Raw genomic sequence first — 24,798 nt, 5'->3', positions numbered from 1 at the left:
ATTACACCTCCTCTTTACCTAAGTATGCTTCAATTACAGCCTCGTTATTTTGAATTTCTTGAGGTGTACCTTCAGCAATTTTCTTACCAAAATTAAGAACAACCATACGATCACAGATGTTCATCATTAATTCCATGGCATGTTCAATAACTACAACAGTAATACCTAAATCACGAATCTTACCAATTAGTTGGCGAAGAACTTCAGTTTCACTATCATTCATCCCCGCTGCAGGTTCGTCGAGCAAAATTAATTGTGGATGTGTTGCTAAAGCACGAGCTATTTCAAGGCGACGTTGCTTACCATATGGCAATGATGTAGCTACCTCTTCAGCATCTTCTTCAAGACCTACAAGTTTTAAAAACTCATACGCAATACCACGACAACGCTCTTCTTCGATGCGTTGACGTTTTGTCTTTAAGAAACTAGACAAGAATCCAGACCCAGTACGACAATGCATGCCGGTTAATACAGTTTCAAGAGCTGTCATATTACCAAAAAGACGAATATTTTGGAACGTACGAGCAATCCCCATTTCAACAGTTCTATGAGGCTTAATACCTACTACAGACATACCGTCAAAAACGATTTCGCCAGAACTTACAGGGAATACACCAGTAATCAAGTTAAAGAGAGTAGTCTTACCGGCACCATTTGGACCGATAACACCAAACACTTCACCTTGTTTAACGCCAAAGGATACACCGGTGAGAGCTGCAACGCCACCAAAGCTTTTACTTACGTCATTTAATTCTAATAGCATTCAGTTCCCTCCTATCCTTGTTTTTCTTCTTGTTGTTTACGTTTATACGCTTCAAAACGTTCTGTTAATACTTGTGATTCAGGAATATATGGAGCCTTTTTAAAGCCTAACTTACGACTAATTTTGTCTACCATAGATTCGGTTAAAATACCATCCGGGCGAACTGCCATCAAAATAACTAGTAATGCACCGTAGATAATGTCCCGATAATCGGATAAGAAGCGTAATACTTCTGGTAATAATGTAAGAATAAAGGAACCTAAAACGGAGCCCCATACTACATTAGAACCACCAAATACAGGGAATAATAAGATTTGTACTACCTTGTGATAGCTAAAGTCTGTAGGATTGATAAAGTTTGTAATATGAGCATACAAACCACCGCCAATACCGGCAATGAAAGCACCAATGATAAAAGCCATCATCTTATAGTATACAACGTTAATCCCCATTAATTCTGCTGCATGATCATCCGCCTTAATCGCTGCAAAGGCACGACCAACACGACTATTATTAATGCGTACACAGAAGGCAATAATCAATACTAAAATGATTAGCAAAATAATAATAGCCATTAAGTTGCCCCATGCAACAGCATCGATGCCCATTAAACCATCGATATCAAGTTCATAGGCTAAATTTGTTAATTCTTGAGGAATAGATGGAATACCAGAAAGGCCTAACGCACCATTAGTAATATCCAAATTCAAGAAAATAACACGCACAACTTCACCAAAACCAAGAGTAGCAATGGCAAGATATAAACCGCGAAGACGTGTTGTTGGTAAGCCGATAATAACGGCTACAAGGCTAGCAACTAGGCCACCAATAATAATGCCTAGAACAATAGGCAAATCAGCTTTCAAAGAAAGGATAGCCCCTACGTATGCACCAACACTCATAAAACCAGCAGCCCCTAAAGAAAGCTGACCACTTGCAAGTGTGAAGTAAATAGAAATACCCATGATGGCATTGATGATGAAGAACATCACGATCTGTAGATAATACGGGTTTAATAAATCCATTAAGGTCTACCCCCTTTATCTTTAGAACCAAACAAGCCTTGTGGGCGCCAGAATAATAATAAGATAATGAGGCCAAAGGCCACCGCGTCACGGAATGTAGAGGCCCCATATGCAACAGAGAAGATTTCTGCTACACCTAAAATAAAACCACCAACCATGGCGCCTGTAATATTACCAAGACCACCTAAGATAAGTACAGCAAGGCCTTTAAATCCAATAATAACACCCATAGTAGGCTCAATAGCATTAAAGGACAAGCCTACCAATACACCTGCTGCTGCACCCAAGGCAGATGCAATCATAACGGTAACAGAAATAATCATTGTTGGATTAATGCCCAAGAGAGCCGCTGTTTCTGTGCTCATAGATACGGCACGAATAGCCTTACCAATTTTAGTTTTCTTAATAACTATATTAAGAATTAGCATTAAAACAACAGAAACACCTAAACCAATAATTTGTACCATGGAAATTTTGAAAACTCCAAAGTCGATTAGGCCACCAATATAGTCTGGTGGGAAAGATCTTGTTTGAGGGCCCCAAAGCAATAATGCCAAACTTTCAAGAAAAATAGAAACACCAATGGTACTAATAAGTGGTGCCAAGTGAGACACCTTTTTCTTACGTAGTGGACGAAGCGCCACAAATTCTAATAGATAACCGAGGATAGCACCGACAGCCATAGCTACGATAAGGGCTACAAAAATGTTAACGTCAAAAACAGTTACCATAAAAAGACCAACGAAGGCACCTATCATAAAGATGCCTCCGTGTGCCATGTTGATGATATTTAAAACGCCAAACACAAGTGTTAAGCCAATAGCGAGTACAGCATATAAGCTACCGAGGGTTAACCCGTTAACTAATTGTTGTAAAAACACTATACTACCTCAACTTTTTATTTTTTTAATGCGTCAAATTGACCGTTTTTAATTTGTAAAACTTGAACTTCCATGGAAGGGTCACGTTTTTCGTTGAATTTGAATTGACCTGTTACACCAACGAAGTCTGCAATATTTTTCAATGCTTCACGGAATTTTTCACGATCTGTAGTGGAGCCAGATTTTTTCAATGCTGCTTCATACAAGTAAACTGCATCGTACGCTTGCGCTGCAAATTGGTCTGGTTCTTTACCATATTTATCTTTGTAAGCTTTACGGAAGTCTTTTACCTTTTGATCGTCTTTGTTAGGGAACCAAGGTGTACCTACGATAACGCCATCCGCTGCAGCACCTGCAATTTTAATGAATTCAGGGCTATTGAAACCATTAGAACCAATTACTGGTTGATTCATACCCATTTCACGCATTTTTTTCATGATCAATGCGCCTTCTTGGTATAGAGAAGCAACTACAATTACATCAGGTTTTGCTTGTTGAATCTTAGTTAATTGTGCAGAGAAGTCTGTATCTTTGTCTGCAAATGTTTCAGTATCAACGATTTGTACACCTTCAGCTTCCAATGCTTTACGAGCTGTATTATTTACAGATACCATTTGGTCATTGTTGTTGGAGTACATAATAGCTGCAGTTTTGAAGCCTAAAACTTTATGTGCTTCTTTAATTGCAGTATCTACTGCCAAGGATTCTGGTACAGCATTACGGAAAATGTAATCGCCGATATCTGTAATACCTTCAGCTGTTGTAGATGTACCAAGAGCTACGATTTTGCTTTTGTTTGCTACAGGACCTGCTGCCATCATTTCGCCAGATAACATTGGGCCAATAACAGCTACAACTTTATCTTTAGAAATTACTTTATTCATTGCATTGATAGCTTCGTTTTTATCACCTTTAGTATCTTCTACTAATAAGTTGATTTTCACAGCATTTGCATCAGCGTTGATTTCGCTTACTGCCAATTCTGCACCAGCTTTAATGGATTCACCATATGCTGCTGCACCACCAGTTGTTGTTGTTAACAATGCAATTTTAGCTTCATTGCTATTTGCATTACCTGCATCTTTATTACTGCCACAACCAGCAGCAACTGCCATTACACCAGCAAGACCAAAAATGGCTGCTTTTTTTAACATGGATTTATTCATGCTACACCCTTCCTTTGAAACATAAAACTTTAAATCTATATCTATATTATTAGAGTTTTTAATCCTTTGTCAATTAAAATAACTCTATAATAATATATACTATTATAAGTTATTCAGATAATCGTTCCCATTTTTCATACAATGCATCTAACTCACTTTGTGTTGATTCAATTTGTATGGAAATTTTGGACATTTCATCTAAATCTTGCTGTACTACAGGATTAGCTAATTGAATTTCATACATTTTCATAGTCGCTTCTAATCGAGCGATTTCAGATTCCACCTCAGCTAATTGCTTTTCCACCATATAAGCGTTCGGTTTCTTCTGATTTCCCTCTGTAGATTCTGATACTGAAAGTACTGGCTCATCGGCTGAACCAGATTTGCTCTCAACCTTATCAGCTTCTAAGTTCTGCTCATTAGCTAACGCCAATAAGTCTTCTTTCTCTTTCAGCTTTTCCTTGTAGTATGAGTAATTACCGAGATACTCAGTAATTTTTCCATCATCTAGAACTACTGTTTTTGTAGAAACTTGATCCAAGAAATATCTATCATGAGAAATAATGAAGCAAGTACCTTCAAATTGTTGTAATGCTTGTTCTACAATTTCCCGAGTTGGAATATCTAAATGGTTTGTCGGTTCGTCTAAGATAAGGAAATTATCACCTTGAAGGAATAATTTTAACAATGCTAACCTAGCTCTCTCACCACCGGATAAGTCTCCTACCAACTTAAATACATCATCCCCTTTAAATAGGAACGAACCTAATACATTGCGGGCTTTATCTTCAGTGTAGTTAAAGTGGTTCATAACCTCTTCTACAACCTGCCAAGAATCATGTAATTCTTCATGCTCTTGCGAGAAGTAACCTACTTGTACGCGATTGCCAATATCTACATGACCAGATTCAGGGAATAATTCACCTACTATAGTTTTTACTAGAGTCGATTTACCTGCTCCATTAGGTCCGATAAGAGCCACAGACTCACCGCGGCGAACAACGAGAGATATATCATCAATGATGCGACTTTGACCATACCCTACAGCTAAGTGTTCTAAGACTAGAACCTTATCGGCACTCATAGCCGCTGGTGGGAAGGAAAATTGTAAATGATGTGAAGTTACCGGTGCATCAAGTCGTTCTAAACGATTCAATTGAGACTGACGACCACGAGCCATCTTAGATTTAATACCTGCGCGGTATTTATCTATATAAGCCTCTGTTTTCTTGATGTATTCTTGTTGCTTCTCATAAGCCACCATATCAGCCTTCAACCGTTCATCACGTTGTTGAATATAACGACTGTAGTTGCCACGATACGTTGTAGCCTTATGATTATCTAGCTCCACGACACCAGTGACGATACGGTCTAAGAAATAGCGGTCATGACTGACGATGAGAATGCCACCCGGATAGGCGGATAAGTACCCTTCAAGCCACTCGAGCATATCCATATCTAAATGGTTTGTCGGTTCGTCCAAGAATAGAAAATCTGGCCGACGAACTAAGGCCTTTGCTAAGTTAATGCGCGTCTTTTGACCACCAGAAAAGGCATTAGCAGGTTTGTCTAGGTCTTCATCAGTAAAACCTAAACCATATACAATACGCTTTGTCTTTTGCTCATAGTCATAACCACCAAGCCATTCTAGACGATTTTGTAAATAATCTAAGCGTTGTAAATCAGCTTCACTAGCCTCTTCAGTTTCTAAGCGGCTCGTAAGTTCTTTAAGTTGTTCTTCCAATGCATGAACATCAGCCCAAGCCTTTTCAATCTCAGTAGCCAAACTATCGTCACCAAGATTTACATCTTGTTGCAAGTAACCAATACTTGCAACAGGCGACTTAACTACATTACCTTCATCAAGATCCTCATAGCCTAATATGCATTTTAATAAGGTCGATTTACCCGCCCCATTAGGCCCTACCAAGGCGAGTCGATCACCTTCTTTTATCTCAAAAGACACATTGGAAAATACTTGGCGCACCCCAAATGATTTTCCAAGGCCTATCATTCGAATGCGTTCCATTCACAACCTCCTAATCATTTACCCTTTATTATACCACAGTTGCCCGTACTAACATCAACATTTCTATAGAGTCTTTTGTTTTTCTGCTATGCCTAAATAATTTGCCCAATAATGGAATATCGCCTAATATTGGTACCTTTTGTATTTGATGCTGGTCTCGATTATCCATGAGTCCCCCTATGACGAGTACTTCGCCTTGTTGTAAACGTACTCTAGTATGAGCCTGCCTTGTACTAATTTTATAAGCTTTCATTTCCGATACCATAATTGGTGTACTTACCTCGGCATGTATTTTTGCATCCACACCGCCATCAGCAGTAATAATAGGAGTATAGTTTAACTTAATCCCCACCTCTTCATAGCGAGTAGATCGTTTGCGCTCTCCATTCACCTCCGACTCTTCTATAACGGGGATACGTTCACCTATTAATATATGTGCCGTCTCACCATTAAGGGCCATAATAGATGGTTTAGCTATTAGAACAGCTTTTCCAGAACTTTCCATAAGACTTAGTTCTGGCTTTACAAAAAACTTATAAGCTTCTCCACTAGGTGTTTTACCAAAGGTAACGGCTCCATAGGAATTAGTCTTATCATCACCATGACCAGTCAAACTAAGCCAAGACCAGCGAAAGCCTTGCTCTTTTGCGTACGATTGCTCCATAGCAATAATTGTAGCTTCTAATTGCACTTGTTTAGGCTCCTTATCGATAGCACGGACTAAGGTTTCTACCCGCCGTTTTTCACCACTCGTTAAATGCATAATAACCTCATTTTGTTCTGAAAGTACGGCCATTTTATCATTCTTTACTACGGTGCCCATTACTATTTTCAATGATTCTGCTGGTAAGTGTTCTGGGGATAATACATAAAGTTCTCTGTTCTCCAGTGCCGACTCATCAGATTCAATCAGTAATGTATTATGTTGCTTTGATACAGAAAAATGATATATCCGCCCCAGCTCTTGAATAACCTCTTCTGGAGACTCCCCTTTTACGGTGGCCGTAATATTTCCCTTTAATGACTCTACACCGATAACAGATATACCATAACTTCGACAAATGCCTAATACGGTCTCTCTTAATGATCCGTTCCGTACAGATATTGTAATTGGTTCTTTATCTTTATTAATATCAACGCTATTGATTACACTATTACTTTCACTATTATTTTCATTATTGATTACACTATTACTTTCACTATTATTTTCATTATTGCTTACACTATTTGTTACATTATTTCTTAAATTATTTGTTGACATTTCTTCTTTAGTATTTCCTAACACAACTAATGGTCCTACTAAAAATAAATATGTCAGTACAGCTATTAGTGTAACTATTTTTATGATTACTCGATTTTTAGCCATCGTAATGAACCTCCTTCAACGATTTCTACACTATTTTCAGTAATAGCAGATACTGATATCCCTTGCCAACTACTTCCAATCGTAACCATTTGTTCCTCTAAGCCTCTTCGTAAAATAGCAACCTTTTGATTGCCTTCAATAATTCCCACAAGTTCAAGCGGTTGTTCTGGGTTCATATTGCCATTCAAACCTGTACTCTTTCTATCCGTTTTTATAGTTTTATTCTTATTCCCCATTTGTCGCTGCGTAGTTCTTTTATTACGTATTTCTTTACTATTACTAAGGGATATTCCATCATTGCTAATGATATCCAACTCGTTAGCTAATTCGTTATCCACATCTTTAGTGTCATTATTTTGACTTAATACATCGGTACTAGAAATATCTTTAAAGACCTCTCGCCAAGGATGAGACCGTTCTACACCGCTCACATCATATAGTAAGTGTCCTTTAACAATAAAGTCGTCTTTCTCATCATGTACAGCCTTAATATCTACTCCTTCTTTACTAGATTTCCCATTATAATTTCTATTTTTATTAGATTTCCTTTGCGATTGCTCTTTTGTATCTACCTTTCTTTGATTATCAACACTATCCTTTAATTGAGCTGAATTAATATTGATATGTTCCTCTTCATGGGGATAAAAAACTCCTACTCCTATCATTGCTAAAGCAAGTATAAAAAAAATAAAAATTGCAATTCTATAGTGTCGTACAAGAAAACATTGTCTACAAACCCAATCTTTAAGCTGTTCTATATAGTTTTGTAAGTTCATAATTCACCTCCTTCAAACTATTTCTAGGAGACCCTTTTAAAACCCTACAAAAAAATGACTCTACCAGTCACCTAGGTGACTAATAGAGTCATTCATTATATTGACAAATCAAAGCGATTCGTGCTCATTTATTTACTATTAAAACCCTCTGGATGAGATGTATGCCATTTCCAAGCATCTTTGATAACATCAGCTACATTGCTGAATTTAGGATCCCAACCAAGTAAGTTTTTGATTTTTTCAGAAGAAGCAATCAAAGTACCTGGGTCACCAGCACGACGTTCGCCATATTGAACAGGAATATCGATACCTGTAACCGCTTTTGCAGTTTCGATAATTTCTTTTACGGAGAAGCCATTACCACTACCAAGATTAAATACTTGGGATTCGCCACCTTTACGCAAATAGTCCATAGCTAGTACATGAGCAGCTGCTAAATCATTAACATGAATATAGTCCCGCACACATGTACCATCAGCTGTATCATAGTCAGTACCAAATACAGTTATATGTTCTCTTTTACCACGAGCTGCATCGAGCACAAGGGGAATCAAATGAGTTTCTGGATGATGGTCTTCCCCAATCGTACCAGATGGATCGGCACCTGCCGCATTGAAGTAACGTAATGCTACGTATGTAGAACCATAAATAGAACTATAATCAGATAGCATTTCTTCAATCATCAATTTAGTGCGACCATATACATTTGTTGGATGCAATTGAGCATCCTCTCGAATTGGTACCACCTCAGGCTCACCATATACTGCCGCCGTACTAGAGAATACGAAATGCTTCACACCTGCAGCACGAGCAGATTCAATAAGGTGATACGAACCGACCACATTATTTTCATAATAAATAGCTGGGTTTACCATGGATTCTCCAACTTGAGAGTGGGCTGCAAAATGCATAACACCAATGATATTATGGTCTTTCATAATATCGACTAACTTAGGATCTGCAATATCCATATTGTAGAATGTAACCCCTTCAGGAATAGATTCCACATGTCCGCGAGATAAATTATCTACAATGATTGGTGTATAACCTGCTTGTTGTAAGGCACGTACAGTATGACTCCCAATATAACCAGCACCACCTGTTACTAAAATATTCATAGTTCCCCCTTATGAATTATGTGTATCCTTTGCACGAGCTAATTTAGGCCCGATGAGACGTTTATAGACCTCAACACCTGGTTGGTCAAAGGCATCAACACCAGCAAAAATAGACTCGAAATAAACGGCCCAACAATGCATAAACATAATTTCCCCTAAATGGAATGCATTAAGCGTTGGTACAGTTATAGTCATGTTGAAGCGATTATCACTGGATAAGGCCTCTCTATTGGCATCTAAGGCAATATTTAAAATATCACAAATACCTACATTTCCAAGTGCTTGTAATCTTTCATATTGACTATGTGTATTAGGCACTACGAGATTATGTTTCCAATCCTTAACCTTAATAAATTGAACCACCTTATTAAGACGGCCCTCTTGATGCTCTTGTACTTGAGCATGCATATCCATAGTCCCTACTGCAGCAACCGGCGTACGACCATATGGTAAGCAAGTATTACTCATCTTCCCTAAAGATTCGGATAATAGTTGTACATACCAATCAGATAAGGAGTGAAGAGCTTCACCATAAGGCATAAACACCTCAATAATACGACCGTACCGTTCAGATGCAATATATTTTAGTAAAGCACTTAATAAAGCAGGATTTTTAAAAATATCCTCTTCTTGACAGGCCGCATCCATTGAAGCTGCACCTGCCAAGAAACCTTCAATATCAAATCCTACGAGAGCAGCTGTAACAAAACCTACTTCAGTAAATACAGAGAAACGACCACCTACACCATAAGGAATACTATAGGTCTTCCAATGATTCTCTATTGCCATAGAGCGTAAAACTGTAGGATGTTCATCATCAGACATATCGGTAACAGCTACCACTTCATAATTTATATTACGATCTTGTAAAGCTTTTTCCAAAATCATAAAGTTAGCCATTGGCTCGATGGTAGAACCTGACTTAGATGTAATAACGAGCATCACCTTATAGTCTGATCCTTTTGTCTGAGCTTGGTACTCTAAAGTTCGAATAAGACCAGCTAAATAGTCGCCATCTACATTAAAGCCTGCAAAGTACATCCGTGGATATCCGTTTCGTTCTTCCGTACTGAGATTATTCCAAAACGCCCCACATTGGACATCAAAAATAACCTTACTCCCTAAGTAAGAGCCACCAATACCTACAGATACAACTGTATCAATATTATGGCGAGCATAGTCCCGTAGTTCATAAAGTCGTTTCAACATTGCAGGTGTATTGATACCATCTTCTGAAATATAAGGAAGTTGGTAAAACAATACCGGTTCAGGCAAGCCATCCTTAGAAACATGTCCTTCTTCAAAGCCTGTAGAACGCAAAATATTTGTATGACGCCAAACATTTTGTATAGCACGCTCAAAGTTATTTACGTCTCGTTCTTGTATGCAACTTTCATTATATATGTTAGCGTAATCTAACTCGAACCCCGATTGTAACCGCAACATCAAATATCTCCTTTACTGACATTTTATGTACAATATTCTACTCATTATACCATAAAACAATGAATAAAATATTAGTTTATACAATCATTTCACCCACAAACCATAGCCAAAACCCACTGCATAAACAGACCACAACAATGCGATAGGGATAGCTAGCTTAAATTTAACCTTTAATGTCTTATGGCGCCACAGAACCATGCCTAATAAAGCACCTACACCACCAAAGGCAAATGCTAAAAATAATAAAGTAAACTCTGAAATTCGTTCATATCCCTTGATGGCACATAATTTATCATATCCATACATACTAAATACGATAAGATTCCAGACACCTACAGTTACCCAAAATTGTGTATCACTCATAGCCCCAAACCTTGTATCCCTTACTTATGATGAGCTTTAAAATACTCTAATGTTTTTTGTAAGCCTTCATCTAATGTTGTAGACGCTACAAATCCAAAATCGCGTTCCGCCTTGACATTGCTTAAACGAGAATGCTTGATATCCCCAACCCGCTCAGCCTCATAGTGCACCATAAAGTCTGCACCACTAATAGCGCGGAATCGCGTAATCAACTCATTAACAGATGTTCCCTTATTGGTAGATACATTATAAATACCTGTACATTGACTATTCCTCATAGCCTTAATATTAGCATCTACCACATCATCTACATAAATGAAGTCTCTAGTTTGTTCCCCATCACCGTATACGGTTAAAGGCTGACCTTCAACGATTAAACGGTTAAAGACACTGATAACGCCACCTTCACCACCATCACCTTGACGTGGTCCATATACATTGGCATATCTAAAGCACACTGTATTTAATCCAAAGGCTTCACGATAAATACGTAAATACCCTTCTGCAGTAAGCTTTGTTAGTCCGTAAAAGGAAGAAGGCATACCACTTAATTCCTCAGTTAACGGTAATACTGCTAAATCCCCATAAACAGCAGCGGACGAAGGCATTAAGAATTGTTCAACCTTCACCTGACGACATGCATCTAAAACATTAATAAGACCCAATAGATTCACATCACAGTCATAACTAGGGTTCTCCATAGAGGATTGAACCATAGTTTGCGCTGCCTCATGGAATACAATAGAGGGCTTAAACTCTTCAAAAATAGATACTAGCTTTGGATCTCGTACATCCATCTCAATAAATTGAGCTGCTTCATGTACAAAAGAACGCATACCAGTAGATAAATTATCTATAACAAGCACATTGTGCCCTAATTCAATTAATCGATCAACGAGATGAGAGCCAATAAATCCAGCCCCACCTGTAACACATATATTCATAGTACCCTCCCTTCTTTTTTCTAAATACCTGCACCTTGTTTAGCTAGTGCATCGGCCATTTCATTATATGTATCGCCCGTATGAGCAGCTACCTTGTGAAAGTGTACGCGCACACGGTCTTTTATGGAGTCATAAAATGCTGCGTACTGTTGAGTAAGCGCATTATTCCGTTTCCAACCCTTCGTAGCCCACATTTCAATGCCCATATAGTCATAATAAAGTGAACATTCAGAAACGCCGCGATCAACAGCATATTTCATAACATACATAGCAGCTAATAACTCACCAGCTACATTCCAAAATGATGTATATCGTTCATCAGTAGATGGAAATGAAAAGGTCTCCCTATTCCCATTCAAGAAGATAACACCACCAGCTCCAACAGTATTAGTTCCTTTATTATAACTACCATCAATATAAGCAACTACATGATTTCGGTGAGTAAAATCTGGTTTCACAACACTTGTTGATACTTTATTTTGAGCCTTAGAACTAGATTTTACTGATCTAGAACTTATCGATTTAGACTTCACGTCTTGAGATGATTTAGGTTCGCTCTTATTAGCACTCATAAAGTCGCTTAAGGATGAGCCTGAGTCCTTCACAAAAGCAAGAGCTTCTGCTTCCGTAAGAAAAGACTTGTAGATAGCTCCACCAAAGCCCTTTACCTGCTTCTCACAGTCAGCCCATGTGGTATATACACCTGGTACACGACCCTGACGAACTGCATAATACTTTTTTGCCATACGTACCTCTTAATGATCCATTGTAAGTGCTATAAATTCAGCATTTACAACAGATGCCAAATCTTTTGGATTTACCTTCATTTGCATCCCTCGGAGACCAGCACTTACATATACAAAATCTTGAGGCTCCATAGTAGCATCAAAATATGTGGGAAATAATTTTTTCATTCCCACTGGAGAACATCCTCCTCGTAGATAGCCAGTAATACCTAGCAGGTCCTTGACATGAACAAGCTCTACAGACTTATTATGACTGACACGAGCAGCTTGTTTCATATCTAATTCAGCTGCAACAGGAATGCAAAATACTACATATCCTGTTTTGTCACCCTTACCAACTAATGTTTTAAAAACTTGTTTTTCATCAAGCCCTAATACGTCCACTACATGAAGACCAGCTGCCCGCTCTTCAGACCACTCATATTCACTAATACTATAAGGAACCTTATGGGTGTCTAAAATACGTAATGCGTTTGTTTTTTTATGTTTCTCTTTACTCACTATATTCCACCTTATATATTAGCGTAACAAATAAATCTTATCAATATATAATAAATTTCTATATATCAATAGAAATAGCCTTATTCTTATTTATTTACAATTTTATTAATATTTTTCAATTCAATGCGTAAAGTTCCATCATCATTAGTTTTAATTTCAATAAACTCGCGATTTTTCATATATTCTACAGGAAATGAAATTTCGATTCCCGTGTCAGTTTTAATTTTGTGATGCTCACCGACCTTCGTGGCAAACTCACGGTTTACAGGTAATGGCCGCATCATATCTGCATCAGCTAATTCTTTCTTAGCCGCCTCTTGTTGAATCGGATTCGCCTTAAATACCTCTTCCACAATACGAACAGGATCAACTGTATCAGATACTTCAGCATTTTTAGCAATCATAGACTTTGCCGTCGTCAATTCAACGACGCCATCAGACTCATGCGCTTGAGCCACCTTATCTACAATAGCTTTTACCTTTTTCACTGTATCTCGGGAGGACTGATTAGTACCTAATTGTAATACCTTATCGGCTAAAATATAGGATACTTCACCATCAAATTCACCTTTAGGTTCAAAAATGCGAACACTAAAATCAAGTAGATTAATAGATGCAAAAGCTCGCAATTTCTGTGATGGCATAGGCAACACAGCCTTATGAGAAACAAGTTCTGTGGCTAAGCTGCCATCATCTTCACTAAATAGTTGATGTGTAAAAGCATCATGAGCTTGGCACAAAAGAATACAAATATAAGTCGTATCTATAACAGCTTCACAAATAATCGTATCGATAACTACGGAGTCCGTTGCTTGTTTCATATAGGTAAACAAGCTTTCACCTAAATTCTTAGATAAATCTATAAACTTGAGGTCTCCCTTTTTATATTCCACCAGCTGTTTACCAAATGGACTTGCATCATGTAAGGTACCTGTTCTAGCGCCTGGATCTTTGAAAGCCTTAGCTACATGATTAGCAATATAATCTTGTATAGCTTGATCGCCAACCTTTAGTTCATGTTCAGAATATACGGCTAAAGAGGACGTAAAGTCAAAAATCTCTAGCGCAGCCTTATTAATCTGCATGATGCCTCCTTTTTATAGAAAAAACGATTACCCTTTATTATACCACTCTTTTAGCTTTCGTTTATCAACTTTTGAACATTCTGTAAGGGGTAACATAGGAATCTGTAACATTGTTTTTGGCCACTCTACAGAAGGTCTTTCATGATAAATCCGTTTTATAATTTCACTTAATTCAGCATTATCCTCTAATACTACATAAGCAACAAAATCTTCCCCGCGTATATCATCATTAATCGTAATAACAGCGACTTCAGAAACGCCCTGTAAGGATTGTAAATACGATTCCATTTCAGGAATAGAAATTTTATAACCTCCTTTATTGATGACATCACCTTGGCGCCCATTAAACATGAGATACCCATCGCTATCAATATAGCCACAATCATTTACCGTATATGTATCGGGAATACCTTCAATATGATACTTTATGGTCACATAAATAACGCCGTTCTGCTCTGCAATTTTAACAGATGGAAACGGTCTTCCCACAGTACCTTCTCTATCTAACCACTCTTTACCTGTACAATAAGTTATATAATTAAGCTCAGATGCACCATAATAGAGAATAAACTCCATGTTTGGACATATTAGTTCTAGCTGTTTCATCAACTGTCGATCCAATACTTGAGATCCTGCGATGATATAGTTAATAGAGTCTAGTATACTTTTGCAATGACGTACTAATAATCGTAATTTTGTAGGTAATGCATATATATGGTCCACATGATATTTCTTAATAAGCTGTATCCATCGATTTGGACGTAATGTACTCGTTGTAATCACTGTTCCACCAGCCCACAGCACACCGATAACCATATTACTAACACCGGTGAAACTAAAGCTTCCATGTAAGAATATTTTTGTATCTTTGTTTATATGAAAAATATCATTTTGGATATCAAAAAACTCTCGCCACGATTCCTCTTTTCTCCACAACGGTTTAGGACGCCCCGTAGTACCTGATGTAAGTACACCAAAATCAGTTAATGGTAACACGCCTTCATCAGCTATAATATGAGCTAATTCGTCTATATACTCAGTATCCATTTCATTATGGCATACCATAGGAATGTAACATCTATACAATGCACCTAACCATTGTACAAGTTGTTCTAAAAAGGATTGACTCTGAATTAAAAGAACTTTATTTTTTAATGTTTCTTTAACTTGAGTAAGATGTACGATACCACTAGTATCATCAAGATCTATTGAAAGAATAGCATCATACAATTCACCATATGTATACTGTGTATCATCTACAATAAGAGCAACCTTATGAGGCTTTAAGTCTTTATATTGTCGTAACCGTTCAATAATTGTCATTTTACATTCGTTCCATAATCAAAGCAGTTCCTGTACCGCCTGCACCGGCAATAGCACACAAACCATAGCGACCATTACAAGATTCTAAAGCAGCCATACAATGAAGAGCTAATATAGCACCAGAACAGCCATAAGGATGTCCATACGCTAAGGCACCACCCAATTTATTATATTTTTCTAAATGCTTAGGATAGGCCTTATTGAAGAGAACATCAATGATAGCAAAGGCTTCGTTCCACTCTACTACATCAATATCATCCATCGTTAGACCAGTGCGTTTTAAAATCGCTTCTGTGCTTTCTAAAGCTCCTTCTGGACTAAACTGAGGATTTCCCGCCCAAGGCATAATACTATGAATTCTAAAGGGCCCTTTTTCATTAGATACGTATACAAAAGCCGCGCCATCATGAGTTAAACAAGCATTGCCTGCATTTGTAATGGAATTAGGTCCTAATAAAGGCTTCATACGTGATAATAGTTTTTCATTCATCTTTGGCCTAATACATTCGTCTACACACTCTTTTCCATCTATAGAAAAAGGCATTATATAAGATTGCAAAAATGAATTGTCTAAAGCTTTAGTAGCTCTCTGATGACTTCCAATAATATATGGATACAACTCTTCCTTAGTTATATTGTGCTTATGGATGGTTCTTTCTGCCCCTTCTAACATAGCTAAAGGAGACCGATCTTGAGGAGTAAATTGAGCCACCTTATATAAACCGTCTCGATTATCTCCAGTTGCATAGATTCGGTCTGGTTGTAATGAAGAGCTTTCAATGCCACCAGCAATAGCAGAATTCATCACTCCTGACGCAATATGTGTATAAGCCATTTCAATACTCATCAATGCTGATGCGCATTGCATATCAATTGTTACAGCAGGCGTCGATACCGATAAATTAGACATTAAACCCATTAATCGTCCAATATTTCCACCTGTACCAACTGCATTACCACAAAAAATACCATCTACAGAGTTAATTTTATATCCTTTAATTAACTCATTAATCAATTGTGCACCCAATATCTCAGGTCTTGTATTTTTATATTGGCTGTTTAACACGCCTATAGGGCTTCTAAGCCCACCATGAATATATACTGACATATAAGCTCCTATAACAAAATGCACAAAAGAGGCACTCTAAGGAATGCCTCTTTTCATTATTACATGCTAAATTTTAATTTTAGTTGCTAGCCAGGATGCAACGAGACATTTTACGATATCCCCAGGAATAAATGGGAACATAACTACAGGCAACGCCGCCCAAAGTTCTGTTTTGGTAACAATCATAAAGCCTGCCACACCAAATAGGTATACTACAGGAATTGTAATTACAAGAGAGCGCCATGCATAAGAGAAAAAGCTCTTTTTAGGCCCTTTAAATACACTTAGTAAAGTATATGCTATTGGCCAAGAGAAGATAAATCCCCCCGTAGGTCCCAATAATTTACCAAGACCAGCTGTGCCACCAACGAATACAGGTAGACCAACCGCGCCTAGCAGAACATACACGACAAATACTATAAAAGCATCCTTTGGTTGCAATAATAAGCCTGTTAATGTCGCCACCAAAGTCAATGCCGTTACCATTGCCGGACTAAATGGCAATGGGAACGAAATATAAGCTGAAATACATAATAAGGCTGTCAATAAAGCCATTTTTGTTAAACGTCTTGATTCCATAATTACCTCTAACTAATAAATTTTTGTTTCAAAGATGTAGAATCTTCATTTTCACCAAAAAAAGTAGCAGAAAATGCTAATGTGTCACCTACATATCCTTCTACATGAGCATCCTCAGGGACTTCCACTAAGGTCACCATATCCCCTGCAATGACAGGGGCATGAAAGTAAATCGCCATTTGCAGCGCAGATTTACTAATATTCCAATAATTCCACAATGTTTCAAGAATCATGCACCCAGGTACAACGTAAGGGTCCTCTCGATGAATTGGATTCGTATCATTAATATCATTTACAAATTGTACTATATCATTCTTAGAGAACGATATAGCGCCACTAATTTCATCATGATGTACGGTAGTGCGAATGCTAAATTGTCTCGGCACCGGTCGTAAATCAACTATTAAAAAACCTGATTTATCTAGAATACCAATTGTAGTAGTTTTAGCGATTTGATATAAAATACCACAGATAGATTGATCACTTCCTGAAGCATCATAATGCATATGCTTAATAACACTATGTCCTGGTAGATCTAAGTCATTATTACATAATGCTTTAAATAATGTTCTCATATAATCACAGTCCTTTATTTATTCAATAAATTGATTATAATCAACATCTTTTCATTCGTCAACAAAAGTCATTATCCATTTGTTAACAAATATAAAATAATATATCTATATTAGCTAAATGTACTACCAAAAGAAAAGAACCCATGATATATCATAGGTTCTTTCATAAGGTTAAATCTTATAGATTTGTTATTTAAGATCTAGCTCTTTTAAGTATGCCTTGAAGTTTTCACCTAATTCTTCATTGCGCAATGCATACTCAACAGTAGCTTTCAAGTAACCTAGTTTATCACCTGTATCGTAACGAATGCCTTCATAGGCCAATGCATACGTGTCAGTTTTAGATGCTGCTAACGCATCAGTCAATTGAACCTCATTACCTACGCCTGGTTTTGTATTTTCCAAAATATTGAAAATATCTGGCGTTAAAATATAACGACCTAATACAGCAAGTCTAGATGGAGCATCTTCTTTTTTTGGTTTTTCAACCAAGTTATGAACGCGATATAAATTATCAGCCAGTGCTTCACCAGATACGATACCATAAGAGCTAACTTTATCTTCCGGTACAAATTGAGCCCCTAGAATAATACCAGGATATTCGTCATAACACTCAATCAACTGTTTTAAGCATGGATTTTCAGGATTATATACAATATCATCACCAAGCAACACGGCAAATGGTTCATCACCAATAAAAGCTTTAGCACATAGTACAGCATCACCAAGACCACGTGGTGCCTTTTGGCGGATAAAGTGAACCTTAATATCTGCTAAATCCTTAATCATAGCCAACTGTTTATTTTTACCTTGGCTTTGTAACAGTAATTCTAATTCAACACTGCTATCGAAATGGTCTTCAATAGCACGTTTATTACGACCTGTAATGATTAGGATTTCTTCAATACCAGAATCTAATGCTTCTTTTACAATATATTGAATAGCTGGTGTATCTACAATAGGAAGCATTTCCTTTGGTTGTGCTTTAGTAGCTGGTAAGAACCGTGTACCAAAGCCAGCTGCTGGAATAACGGCCTTTCTAATACGTTGCATAATTATCTCCTAATTAAAAGTCTTTGCCAACAAATTTGAGCTTCCATTGATCATTGTTGCTTCTATGTGCATCCTTATAAGTTAAGTATAGATCAAAGGAGTGTAAGTCACGATGCCATGTATAATATACAGAGTCTATTTGACCACTCATCATATTTGTTTTCACACTGACAGAAACATCATCCAAGCGAGTTAATTTATAAGAACCACCATAAATGAGCTCCTTAGGAAGCTCTGTCGTATCGAATCGATATGGAGAGTTATTATAAGAAATATTACGTTGATTATAACTAACCCATACATTAGCACGATCTCCCACTTTAGAGCGGAAACGAGCGCCCCAATAAGGCATGCTACGAATGGAGTCATTGTAACCATAGTAGTCACGTTGATAACCACCTAAGAAACGTAAATCTGCATTTTTCCAAAGCTTAATTGGATCATGGGATACTTCTGTATAATACTCTGTATGAGAACCTTTTACAGAACCCTCTTTCCAATAGCCCGCATTTACACCACCACGTACAGTAACAGGAGATTTACCAACATGATATGTATGAGTATCTAAACGAGCTTCACCAATCTTTTCTACCCATACAGTTTCATCGTTATACTCATTAGATTCTTTACTGTAACCTATGGATGCAGTAGCCCAAGGCAAATAATGTCTATAGCCTACTTTTGGTTTAAATCCAGACTTTGAATACCAACGGTAATCAATATAGGCTTCACCATGCTTACCGATTGGATAATCTGTACTACCATGCAAGCCAAAGCCATCATCACTACTATATGTAGGTTTTGGAACCAAGGAGAAAATACTAAATTTACCCTCTTTATCATGGCGAAGGGATGCTGTATAAGAAGGCAAAGATAAAACCTTGAAGTTTTTAATATAGAAGGATGGTTTTTTGATAACTACTTTATCGCCAGGATATACCTTGATATCTTGACCTTCTACACGATAGTCAGGTGTATGTTTAAAAGCCATCGCATGTTTTGTGGTAACCATGCCTTTTTCCATATGACCAGTTTCACCATCAAATGTAGCATTTTGCCCTTTTACATAGTAAGGGTCATTCCAACCAAAAGCTTGATCAGCTGTAAAATGATGATCACTAGTACGATATGTCATATTTTGACCTGTAATATCCTTAGTTTTACCGCCATTTTCTAAAAAGCGATATCCACCAACAGTACGATATTCTGTAGTTTTCGTGTTACCTTCTATACGCGGAGACATCAAGGTTTGATTACCTTGAGTCACTACTACATCACCTTGTGCATATACATCACCAGTGGACCCTATATAGGACATTTTATCTGCATCAATACGAGTCGGCAATTGTTCTGTAGGTTGATCAGACTTTGCCTTTTCACCACGACGTACAACACGGATATTACTATTGTCAGGTGTAGATGCTTTGGAGATTTCTCCAAGATAGGATTGATCAACGCTATCCAATTGATCTTGATATACCGTGGTTGACTCTGTAGCAGCCCATACTGGTTGTGCTAAACAGAAAACACATGCCGCTGCCAGCCATTGTACTTTACGTTTCCTCATGGTTACTAGAACTCCTCTTGCTTTAAGAATTTGTTAATTATTGATTACGCTTTACAACCACGATAGGTTGAGAAACATTTTCTACTTGTTCTTCTTGTTCTTCTACTGCTGCTGGTTCCTCTGTTGTTGTTTCATTTTCATCAACAGCCGCTTCATTAGTATCTACAACTTCTTCAGATTCATCTGCTGCATTCGGTACAGTTACAGCTTCAGCCAATTCATCATCACTATGAGCTAAACCGTCACCACCAATTACAAGACCTTGAATTGTTACAGAATCTTGAGGTTGTACATAAATTGTTGCACCAGCAGGGTACTCAATATTTTTACCCTTAACAAAAGCGCCACCTACTAAACCTACTGGTCCAAGTAAAACAGCACCAGCTACGGATGCACCTGCAGCTTTAACTTCATTACGAGTTTTGTCTTTCGCTTCTTTACCTTGTACAGCAGTGAATTCTGTACCATCGATAGCAGGAATAGTATCGAATGTAATATCTAATGCACCATTACGACCAAAGGAACGCGCCTTTTTCAAAGAAGTAATTGTACCAGAACCTACTGTACCTGCAGGAACTAATAACACATTGCCATCCATAACATTTTCAGCTACTGTGAAAGCAACAGTATCGCCTTCATGGCTAGTTTTTGAAGAAACAGCATCATTCAATGTAACTTTGAAAACTTGGTTACCAGCTAATGTACCCACTTGATTTGTGAGCGTTACATTGCTACCATATACTTTTGTTTTTAAAGAAATGATACGTTTTTGTAAAGAGCCACTACCAATACGACCATTAACGCTACGTTCCATCTTTTCTACACGATCAACAAGAGAACCTGCATTAATGCTATTTTGATATGTATATTCAAGTGCGTCCATTTCTTCGCGCAAAGAAATATTTGTACCGCTACCTTCTACGGAGTTATAAAGGGAATCGACACGTTTGCTCAATGTAGCAGAATTGCCATTGAAACCAGTACCATACACGGTTTCATCAAGTTGATTAATGCGGTCCACTACAGCACCATCTTGTACAGCGCCATATACAGTAGTTTCTAAAACATTTGTTTTTTCTGTAACTGTACCAGGAGCAGCAAATGCAGTGCCTGAAATCAAGGATGCCATTAAAAGTGTAAGTACTTGCTTCTTCATAAATTCCTCCACAACGTATCTAATGTATAACTGTTATACAACAGAATAAGCACGGGCCTAAGACCGTGCTTATTCCCTGAGTCTACTATTTTATATGCTCAGTGGCCATTAAATTTTCAAATCGATAATCGCAGATACACCTACGCCTTGAACACGAGATGCACCAACTGGGTTTGTGCTATCAACTGGTACTAAACCTTTTACACGAACCATGCCGTTAAAGCTACCTTCAACTTGAGCAACCGCTTTAACTTGTTCAATGCTAGATGCTGGACCAGTTACTTGAGCAGCACCAATATAACCTTTTGTACCAATACTGATGATAGGTACAACTTTAGTTGTATACTCTGTGCTTAAGTTATTTTGTTTCAATAATTTATTTAAGAAAGAGTCAATTTGAGGACCGAATTTATTGATAACAATACCGATACCACCAATTTTAGCTGCACCACCAAGAATACTGCTAAGGCCGCCAGCTTGAGTAGTCAAGATGCCACCAAATGCAGTTGTAGTTAAACAAATCCCTAGAACAGCTGTAATAATCTTCTTTTTCATAATAAGCCTCCTATAGATACTTATATTTTAACAAATTCTATACATAGATTCTAGTGAAAGTATAAGAACTTACACATAAAGATACTAGCATTGTATAAAAGTCCGATGAACAATCAATGAATTTTACACAACTTAATTTAATGCTACCATCATAAAGAATTAGTGTCAATATCTACTCTATCTCATGCTCTATAGGTATAAAATACTTCTTATATTTGCATATCCTTAAGACTTAAAGAAAATCAATTATGTGATTAGCAAATACGAGGAACTTGGTCTTCACCTAACAAATCAATTAAGCGAACTCCACCAATAGCAGTTTGTAAGCCAACCTTACCAATATTCTTGTCTAGTGTTCTCCCGATTAATACTGCTTCTTTGCCCTCTTCAAAGCCGTGAAGAATAGAGAGAACTTCTTCTGTAGTGGATGACTCTACTACTAGTACAACCTTTCCTTCATTTGCTAAGTATAAAGGATCATATCCTAAAATATCACAAACAGATTGCACTTCAGCGTGAACCGGTATAGCTGCTTCGTCTACCTTAATACCAACTTGACTTTGATCTGCAATTTCTTTTAAAACAGTCCCCAAGCCACCTCGTGTAGGATCTCGCAATAGAGCCACTTGAGGCCCCACTTTATCAAGTACAGCATGAACCATGTTATTTAAAGGGGCACAGTCAGTTTTTAAAGAATCGGATAGGTCTAATCCAAACCGTTGTCCCATAACAGCAATAGAATGATCCCCTATAGCACCAGATAAGATAACATCCATGCCCGGTTTTACGCGATGTGGACCAATATCAATCCCCTCTGGAATCATGCCAATCCCCGCTGTATTTATGTAGATTTTATCTACCTCCCCCTTTTTAACAACCTTAGTATCTCCTGTAACAATTTGTACATTTGCAGCTTTGGCCATATCTGACATGGTATGAAGGATTTCATCTAACTCATTAAAGGCGAGGCCTTCTTCTAAAATGAGCCCACAACTCAAGTATTGTGGAATAGCACCATTCATAGCTAAATCATTCACTGTACCACATACAGCTAATTTACCAATATTTCCGCCAGGGAAAAACGCTGGTTGTACTACATATGAATCTGTAGAGAACGCCATACGTCCTTCTGTAACGGGAAATTGAGCACCATCGTGTAAAGGAGCTAATAAATCATTTGTAAAATATTTCAAAATAAAACGCTCGGTCAACTCATGACTAAATCGACCACCGTTTCCATGGACTAAGCGAACTCGCTCCATATTAATCCTCCCACGTCGATCCACCACTGGAATAACCATATTTATACCATGCAGCACAACTACCTTCTACAGATACCATGCAGGCACCAACTGGATGGTCAGCAGTACAACTTTTACCAAATAATGGACATTCACTCGGCTTAATAAGACCTTGCAATACACGGCCACATTGACAGCCCTTCGGATCAAGAGAAGGTCGTTCAAGATGGATAGGTAATGCACGTTCTACATCATAGGCAGCATATTCGTCCTTTAATCTTAAACCAGAATTTGGAATGACACCTATACCACGCCACGCATCATCACATACATCATATACCTCTTTGATCATCGCTTGGGCTACAGGATTACCCTTCTGCATAACTACAGAATGATATGTATTTCCTACTATAAAATTACTAGTTTTTCGTTGCTCTAAAATATTTGCTATAGCAGACAAAATTTCAAGTCCATCAAAACCAGCAATACATGATGGTATATGATATTCTTCAGGTAAGAATTGATATGGTTCTTCTCCGATAATAACACTCACATGCCCCGGCAAAATAAAACCATCAATATGACCTTCTTGTTTATCTAATAAAGCTCGCAATGCAGGAGGCACTAATTTATGAGATACAAGGAAGAAAACGTTCTTCAAGCCTGCTGCATGAACTGCTTTTACAGTTGCACAAATAACGGCAATAGTCGTTTCAAAACCTATGGCTAAAAATACGATTTTCTTTTCCGGATATTTCTTACTAAGTTCTACTACCTCTAAAGGGGTATAAATTACATGGATATGCGCGCCCTTTGTTTGAGCTTCACTAAGACTACTATAACTACCTGGCACCTTTAACATATCCCCAAAGGTTGCAATAATAACATCATCACGTTCAGCATAAGCCAAAGCCTTATCCATATACGTTTGATCCGTTACACATACAGGACATCCTGGTCCACTAACAAGTTCAATGCCACTTGGCAATAACTGACGAAGACCTTCACGGAAAATCGATACAGTATGTGTACCACAAACCTCCATAAGTCTCACGGTTTCCCCTGGCTTATGAAGAGCATTGATACGTTTTAACAATGCATCAGCACTGTTCTGCTTTTCCTGCAAAGTAAGCTTCTTCAAGTTCTTCTAGCTCCTTAAAGGCCTCTAATGTTTTTTGTGCCTCTTCTTCATCAACAATTTGTACAGCAAAACCCGCATGGACTAACAACCAGTCCCCTACCTTTGCTTCTGGTACGAGGAGTAAGCTGCAGTCACGGGTGGCACCTGTTAATTCTACAGTGCCAATAACATCATTCACAGCTACTAACTGTGCTGGTACAGCTAAGCACATATTATCTCCTTATATATTACTTTAATAACAAATTCTATAAGTTTACTTTTATGTAAGTAAACTCATTATATATAAATATT

Annotated in this window: 25 protein-coding genes; all 25 read right to left on the bottom strand. The window is 37.7% G+C overall.

The features are described 5' to 3' along the window. Position 1 precedes the first annotated feature (1 nt). The 25 genes from VCHSUH04_RS03785 to VCHSUH04_RS03665 all read right to left on the bottom strand — a co-directional run bounded on the left by VCHSUH04_RS03785 (position 2) and on the right by VCHSUH04_RS03665 (position 24,718). Positions 2-763, bottom strand: a complete 762-nt coding sequence (locus VCHSUH04_RS03785) for an ABC transporter ATP-binding protein (protein WP_105085418.1) — start codon at positions 761-763, stop codon at positions 2-4. An 11-nt stretch (positions 764-774) separates the two neighbouring features. After that, positions 775-1,788, bottom strand: a complete 1,014-nt coding sequence (locus VCHSUH04_RS03780; RefSeq protein WP_105085417.1) for a branched-chain amino acid ABC transporter permease — start codon at positions 1,786-1,788, stop codon at positions 775-777. Further along, positions 1,788-2,669 carry a branched-chain amino acid ABC transporter permease gene (locus tag VCHSUH04_RS03775; protein WP_105085416.1) on the bottom strand — a complete coding sequence of 294 codons (882 nt, stop codon included), beginning with the start codon at positions 2,667-2,669 and terminating at the stop codon, positions 1,788-1,790. Before VCHSUH04_RS03775 ends, VCHSUH04_RS03780 begins: the two co-directional genes overlap by 1 nt. Before the next feature lie 17 nt (positions 2,670-2,686). Beyond that, a complete protein-coding gene (locus tag VCHSUH04_RS03770; RefSeq protein WP_105085415.1) occupies positions 2,687-3,835 on the bottom strand; it encodes an ABC transporter substrate-binding protein in 1,149 nt (382 codons plus the stop codon). Between the two features lie 109 nt (positions 3,836-3,944). Beyond that, the gene (locus VCHSUH04_RS03765) at positions 3,945-5,864 is read right to left on the bottom strand and encodes an ABC-F family ATP-binding cassette domain-containing protein (RefSeq protein ID WP_105085414.1); all 1,920 of its coding nucleotides are present in this window, start codon (positions 5,862-5,864) and stop codon (positions 3,945-3,947) included. A 28-nt stretch (positions 5,865-5,892) separates the two neighbouring features. Next, on the bottom strand, positions 5,893-7,230 hold the full coding sequence (locus tag VCHSUH04_RS03760; protein ID WP_105085413.1) for a type II secretion system protein GspD: 1,338 nt from the start codon (positions 7,228-7,230) through the stop codon (positions 5,893-5,895). Continuing rightward, entirely contained in the window at positions 7,212-8,006 is a 795-nt protein-coding gene (locus tag VCHSUH04_RS03755) for a hypothetical protein (RefSeq protein ID WP_105085412.1), read from the bottom strand. Before VCHSUH04_RS03755 ends, VCHSUH04_RS03760 begins: the two co-directional genes overlap by 19 nt. Positions 8,007-8,134: 128 nt before the next feature. Beyond that, the gene (gene galE / locus VCHSUH04_RS03750) at positions 8,135-9,124 is read right to left on the bottom strand and encodes a UDP-glucose 4-epimerase GalE (RefSeq protein ID WP_105085411.1); all 990 of its coding nucleotides are present in this window, start codon (positions 9,122-9,124) and stop codon (positions 8,135-8,137) included. Positions 9,125-9,133: 9 nt separating this feature from the next. Further along, positions 9,134-10,570 carry a glucose-6-phosphate isomerase gene (locus VCHSUH04_RS03745; RefSeq protein ID WP_105085410.1) on the bottom strand — a complete coding sequence of 479 codons (1,437 nt, stop codon included), beginning with the start codon at positions 10,568-10,570 and terminating at the stop codon, positions 9,134-9,136. 84 nt (positions 10,571-10,654) lie between these two features. Further along, positions 10,655-10,933, bottom strand: a complete 279-nt coding sequence (locus tag VCHSUH04_RS03740) for a DUF1294 domain-containing protein (RefSeq protein WP_105085409.1) — start codon at positions 10,931-10,933, stop codon at positions 10,655-10,657. A gap of 20 nt (positions 10,934-10,953) precedes the next feature. Continuing rightward, positions 10,954-11,877, bottom strand: a complete 924-nt coding sequence (locus tag VCHSUH04_RS03735) for an NAD-dependent epimerase/dehydratase family protein (protein ID WP_105085408.1) — start codon at positions 11,875-11,877, stop codon at positions 10,954-10,956. Between the two features lie 20 nt (positions 11,878-11,897). Beyond that, positions 11,898-12,623: a viroplasmin family protein gene (locus VCHSUH04_RS03730; protein ID WP_105085407.1), complete on the bottom strand. Its 726-nt coding sequence runs from the start codon at positions 12,621-12,623 to the stop codon at positions 11,898-11,900. Between the two features lie 9 nt (positions 12,624-12,632). Further along, positions 12,633-13,124: a Cys-tRNA(Pro) deacylase gene (ybaK, locus tag VCHSUH04_RS03725; protein WP_105085406.1), complete on the bottom strand. Its 492-nt coding sequence runs from the start codon at positions 13,122-13,124 to the stop codon at positions 12,633-12,635. 86 nt (positions 13,125-13,210) lie between these two features. After that, positions 13,211-14,209: a nucleoid-associated protein gene (locus VCHSUH04_RS03720; RefSeq protein WP_105085405.1), complete on the bottom strand. Its 999-nt coding sequence runs from the start codon at positions 14,207-14,209 to the stop codon at positions 13,211-13,213. Between the two features lie 27 nt (positions 14,210-14,236). Then, positions 14,237-15,532 carry an AMP-binding protein gene (locus tag VCHSUH04_RS03715; RefSeq protein ID WP_105085404.1) on the bottom strand — a complete coding sequence of 432 codons (1,296 nt, stop codon included), beginning with the start codon at positions 15,530-15,532 and terminating at the stop codon, positions 14,237-14,239. Between the two features lies 1 nt (position 15,533). Further along, entirely contained in the window at positions 15,534-16,640 is a 1,107-nt protein-coding gene (locus tag VCHSUH04_RS03710; RefSeq protein WP_105085403.1) for a thiolase family protein, read from the bottom strand. A 66-nt stretch (positions 16,641-16,706) separates the two neighbouring features. Further along, positions 16,707-17,219, bottom strand: a complete 513-nt coding sequence (locus tag VCHSUH04_RS03705; protein WP_105085402.1) for a biotin transporter BioY — start codon at positions 17,217-17,219, stop codon at positions 16,707-16,709. A gap of 8 nt (positions 17,220-17,227) precedes the next feature. Next, positions 17,228-17,794, bottom strand: coding sequence for a hypothetical protein (locus tag VCHSUH04_RS03700; RefSeq protein WP_105085401.1), 567 nt, complete (start codon positions 17,792-17,794; stop codon positions 17,228-17,230). 189 nt (positions 17,795-17,983) lie between these two features. Then, entirely contained in the window at positions 17,984-18,847 is an 864-nt protein-coding gene (gene galU / locus VCHSUH04_RS03695; protein ID WP_105085400.1) for a UTP--glucose-1-phosphate uridylyltransferase GalU, read from the bottom strand. A 13-nt stretch (positions 18,848-18,860) separates the two neighbouring features. Further along, positions 18,861-20,414 (bottom strand): LptA/OstA family protein, encoded by a 1,554-nt coding sequence (locus VCHSUH04_RS03690; protein ID WP_105085399.1) that lies wholly within the window; start codon positions 20,412-20,414, stop codon positions 18,861-18,863. 37 nt (positions 20,415-20,451) lie between these two features. Continuing rightward, complete coding sequence (locus VCHSUH04_RS03685; RefSeq protein ID WP_105085398.1) at positions 20,452-21,570, bottom strand: hypothetical protein; 1,119 nt, start codon at positions 21,568-21,570, stop codon at positions 20,452-20,454. Positions 21,571-21,678: 108 nt separating this feature from the next. Next, the gene (locus VCHSUH04_RS03680) at positions 21,679-22,125 is read right to left on the bottom strand and encodes a hypothetical protein (protein ID WP_005387067.1); all 447 of its coding nucleotides are present in this window, start codon (positions 22,123-22,125) and stop codon (positions 21,679-21,681) included. 254 nt (positions 22,126-22,379) lie between these two features. After that, positions 22,380-23,387, bottom strand: coding sequence for a hydrogenase expression/formation protein HypE (gene hypE, locus VCHSUH04_RS03675; protein WP_105085397.1), 1,008 nt, complete (start codon positions 23,385-23,387; stop codon positions 22,380-22,382). 1 nt (position 23,388) lies between these two features. Continuing rightward, positions 23,389-24,507 carry a hydrogenase formation protein HypD gene (gene hypD, locus VCHSUH04_RS03670; protein WP_060924795.1) on the bottom strand — a complete coding sequence of 373 codons (1,119 nt, stop codon included), beginning with the start codon at positions 24,505-24,507 and terminating at the stop codon, positions 23,389-23,391. Continuing rightward, entirely contained in the window at positions 24,467-24,718 is a 252-nt protein-coding gene (locus VCHSUH04_RS03665; protein WP_005387071.1) for a HypC/HybG/HupF family hydrogenase formation chaperone, read from the bottom strand. Before VCHSUH04_RS03665 ends, hypD begins: the two co-directional genes overlap by 41 nt. Positions 24,719-24,798 lie beyond the last annotated feature (80 nt).

The sequence above is a fragment of the Veillonella sp. T14073-2 genome, from assembly GCF_002959875.1.
GTDB classification, from domain to species: Bacteria; Bacillota; Negativicutes; order Veillonellales; family Veillonellaceae; genus Veillonella; species Veillonella infantium.
Note: the sequence above shows the minus strand (reverse complement) of the source record. Positions and strands in the feature narration are given on the sequence as shown.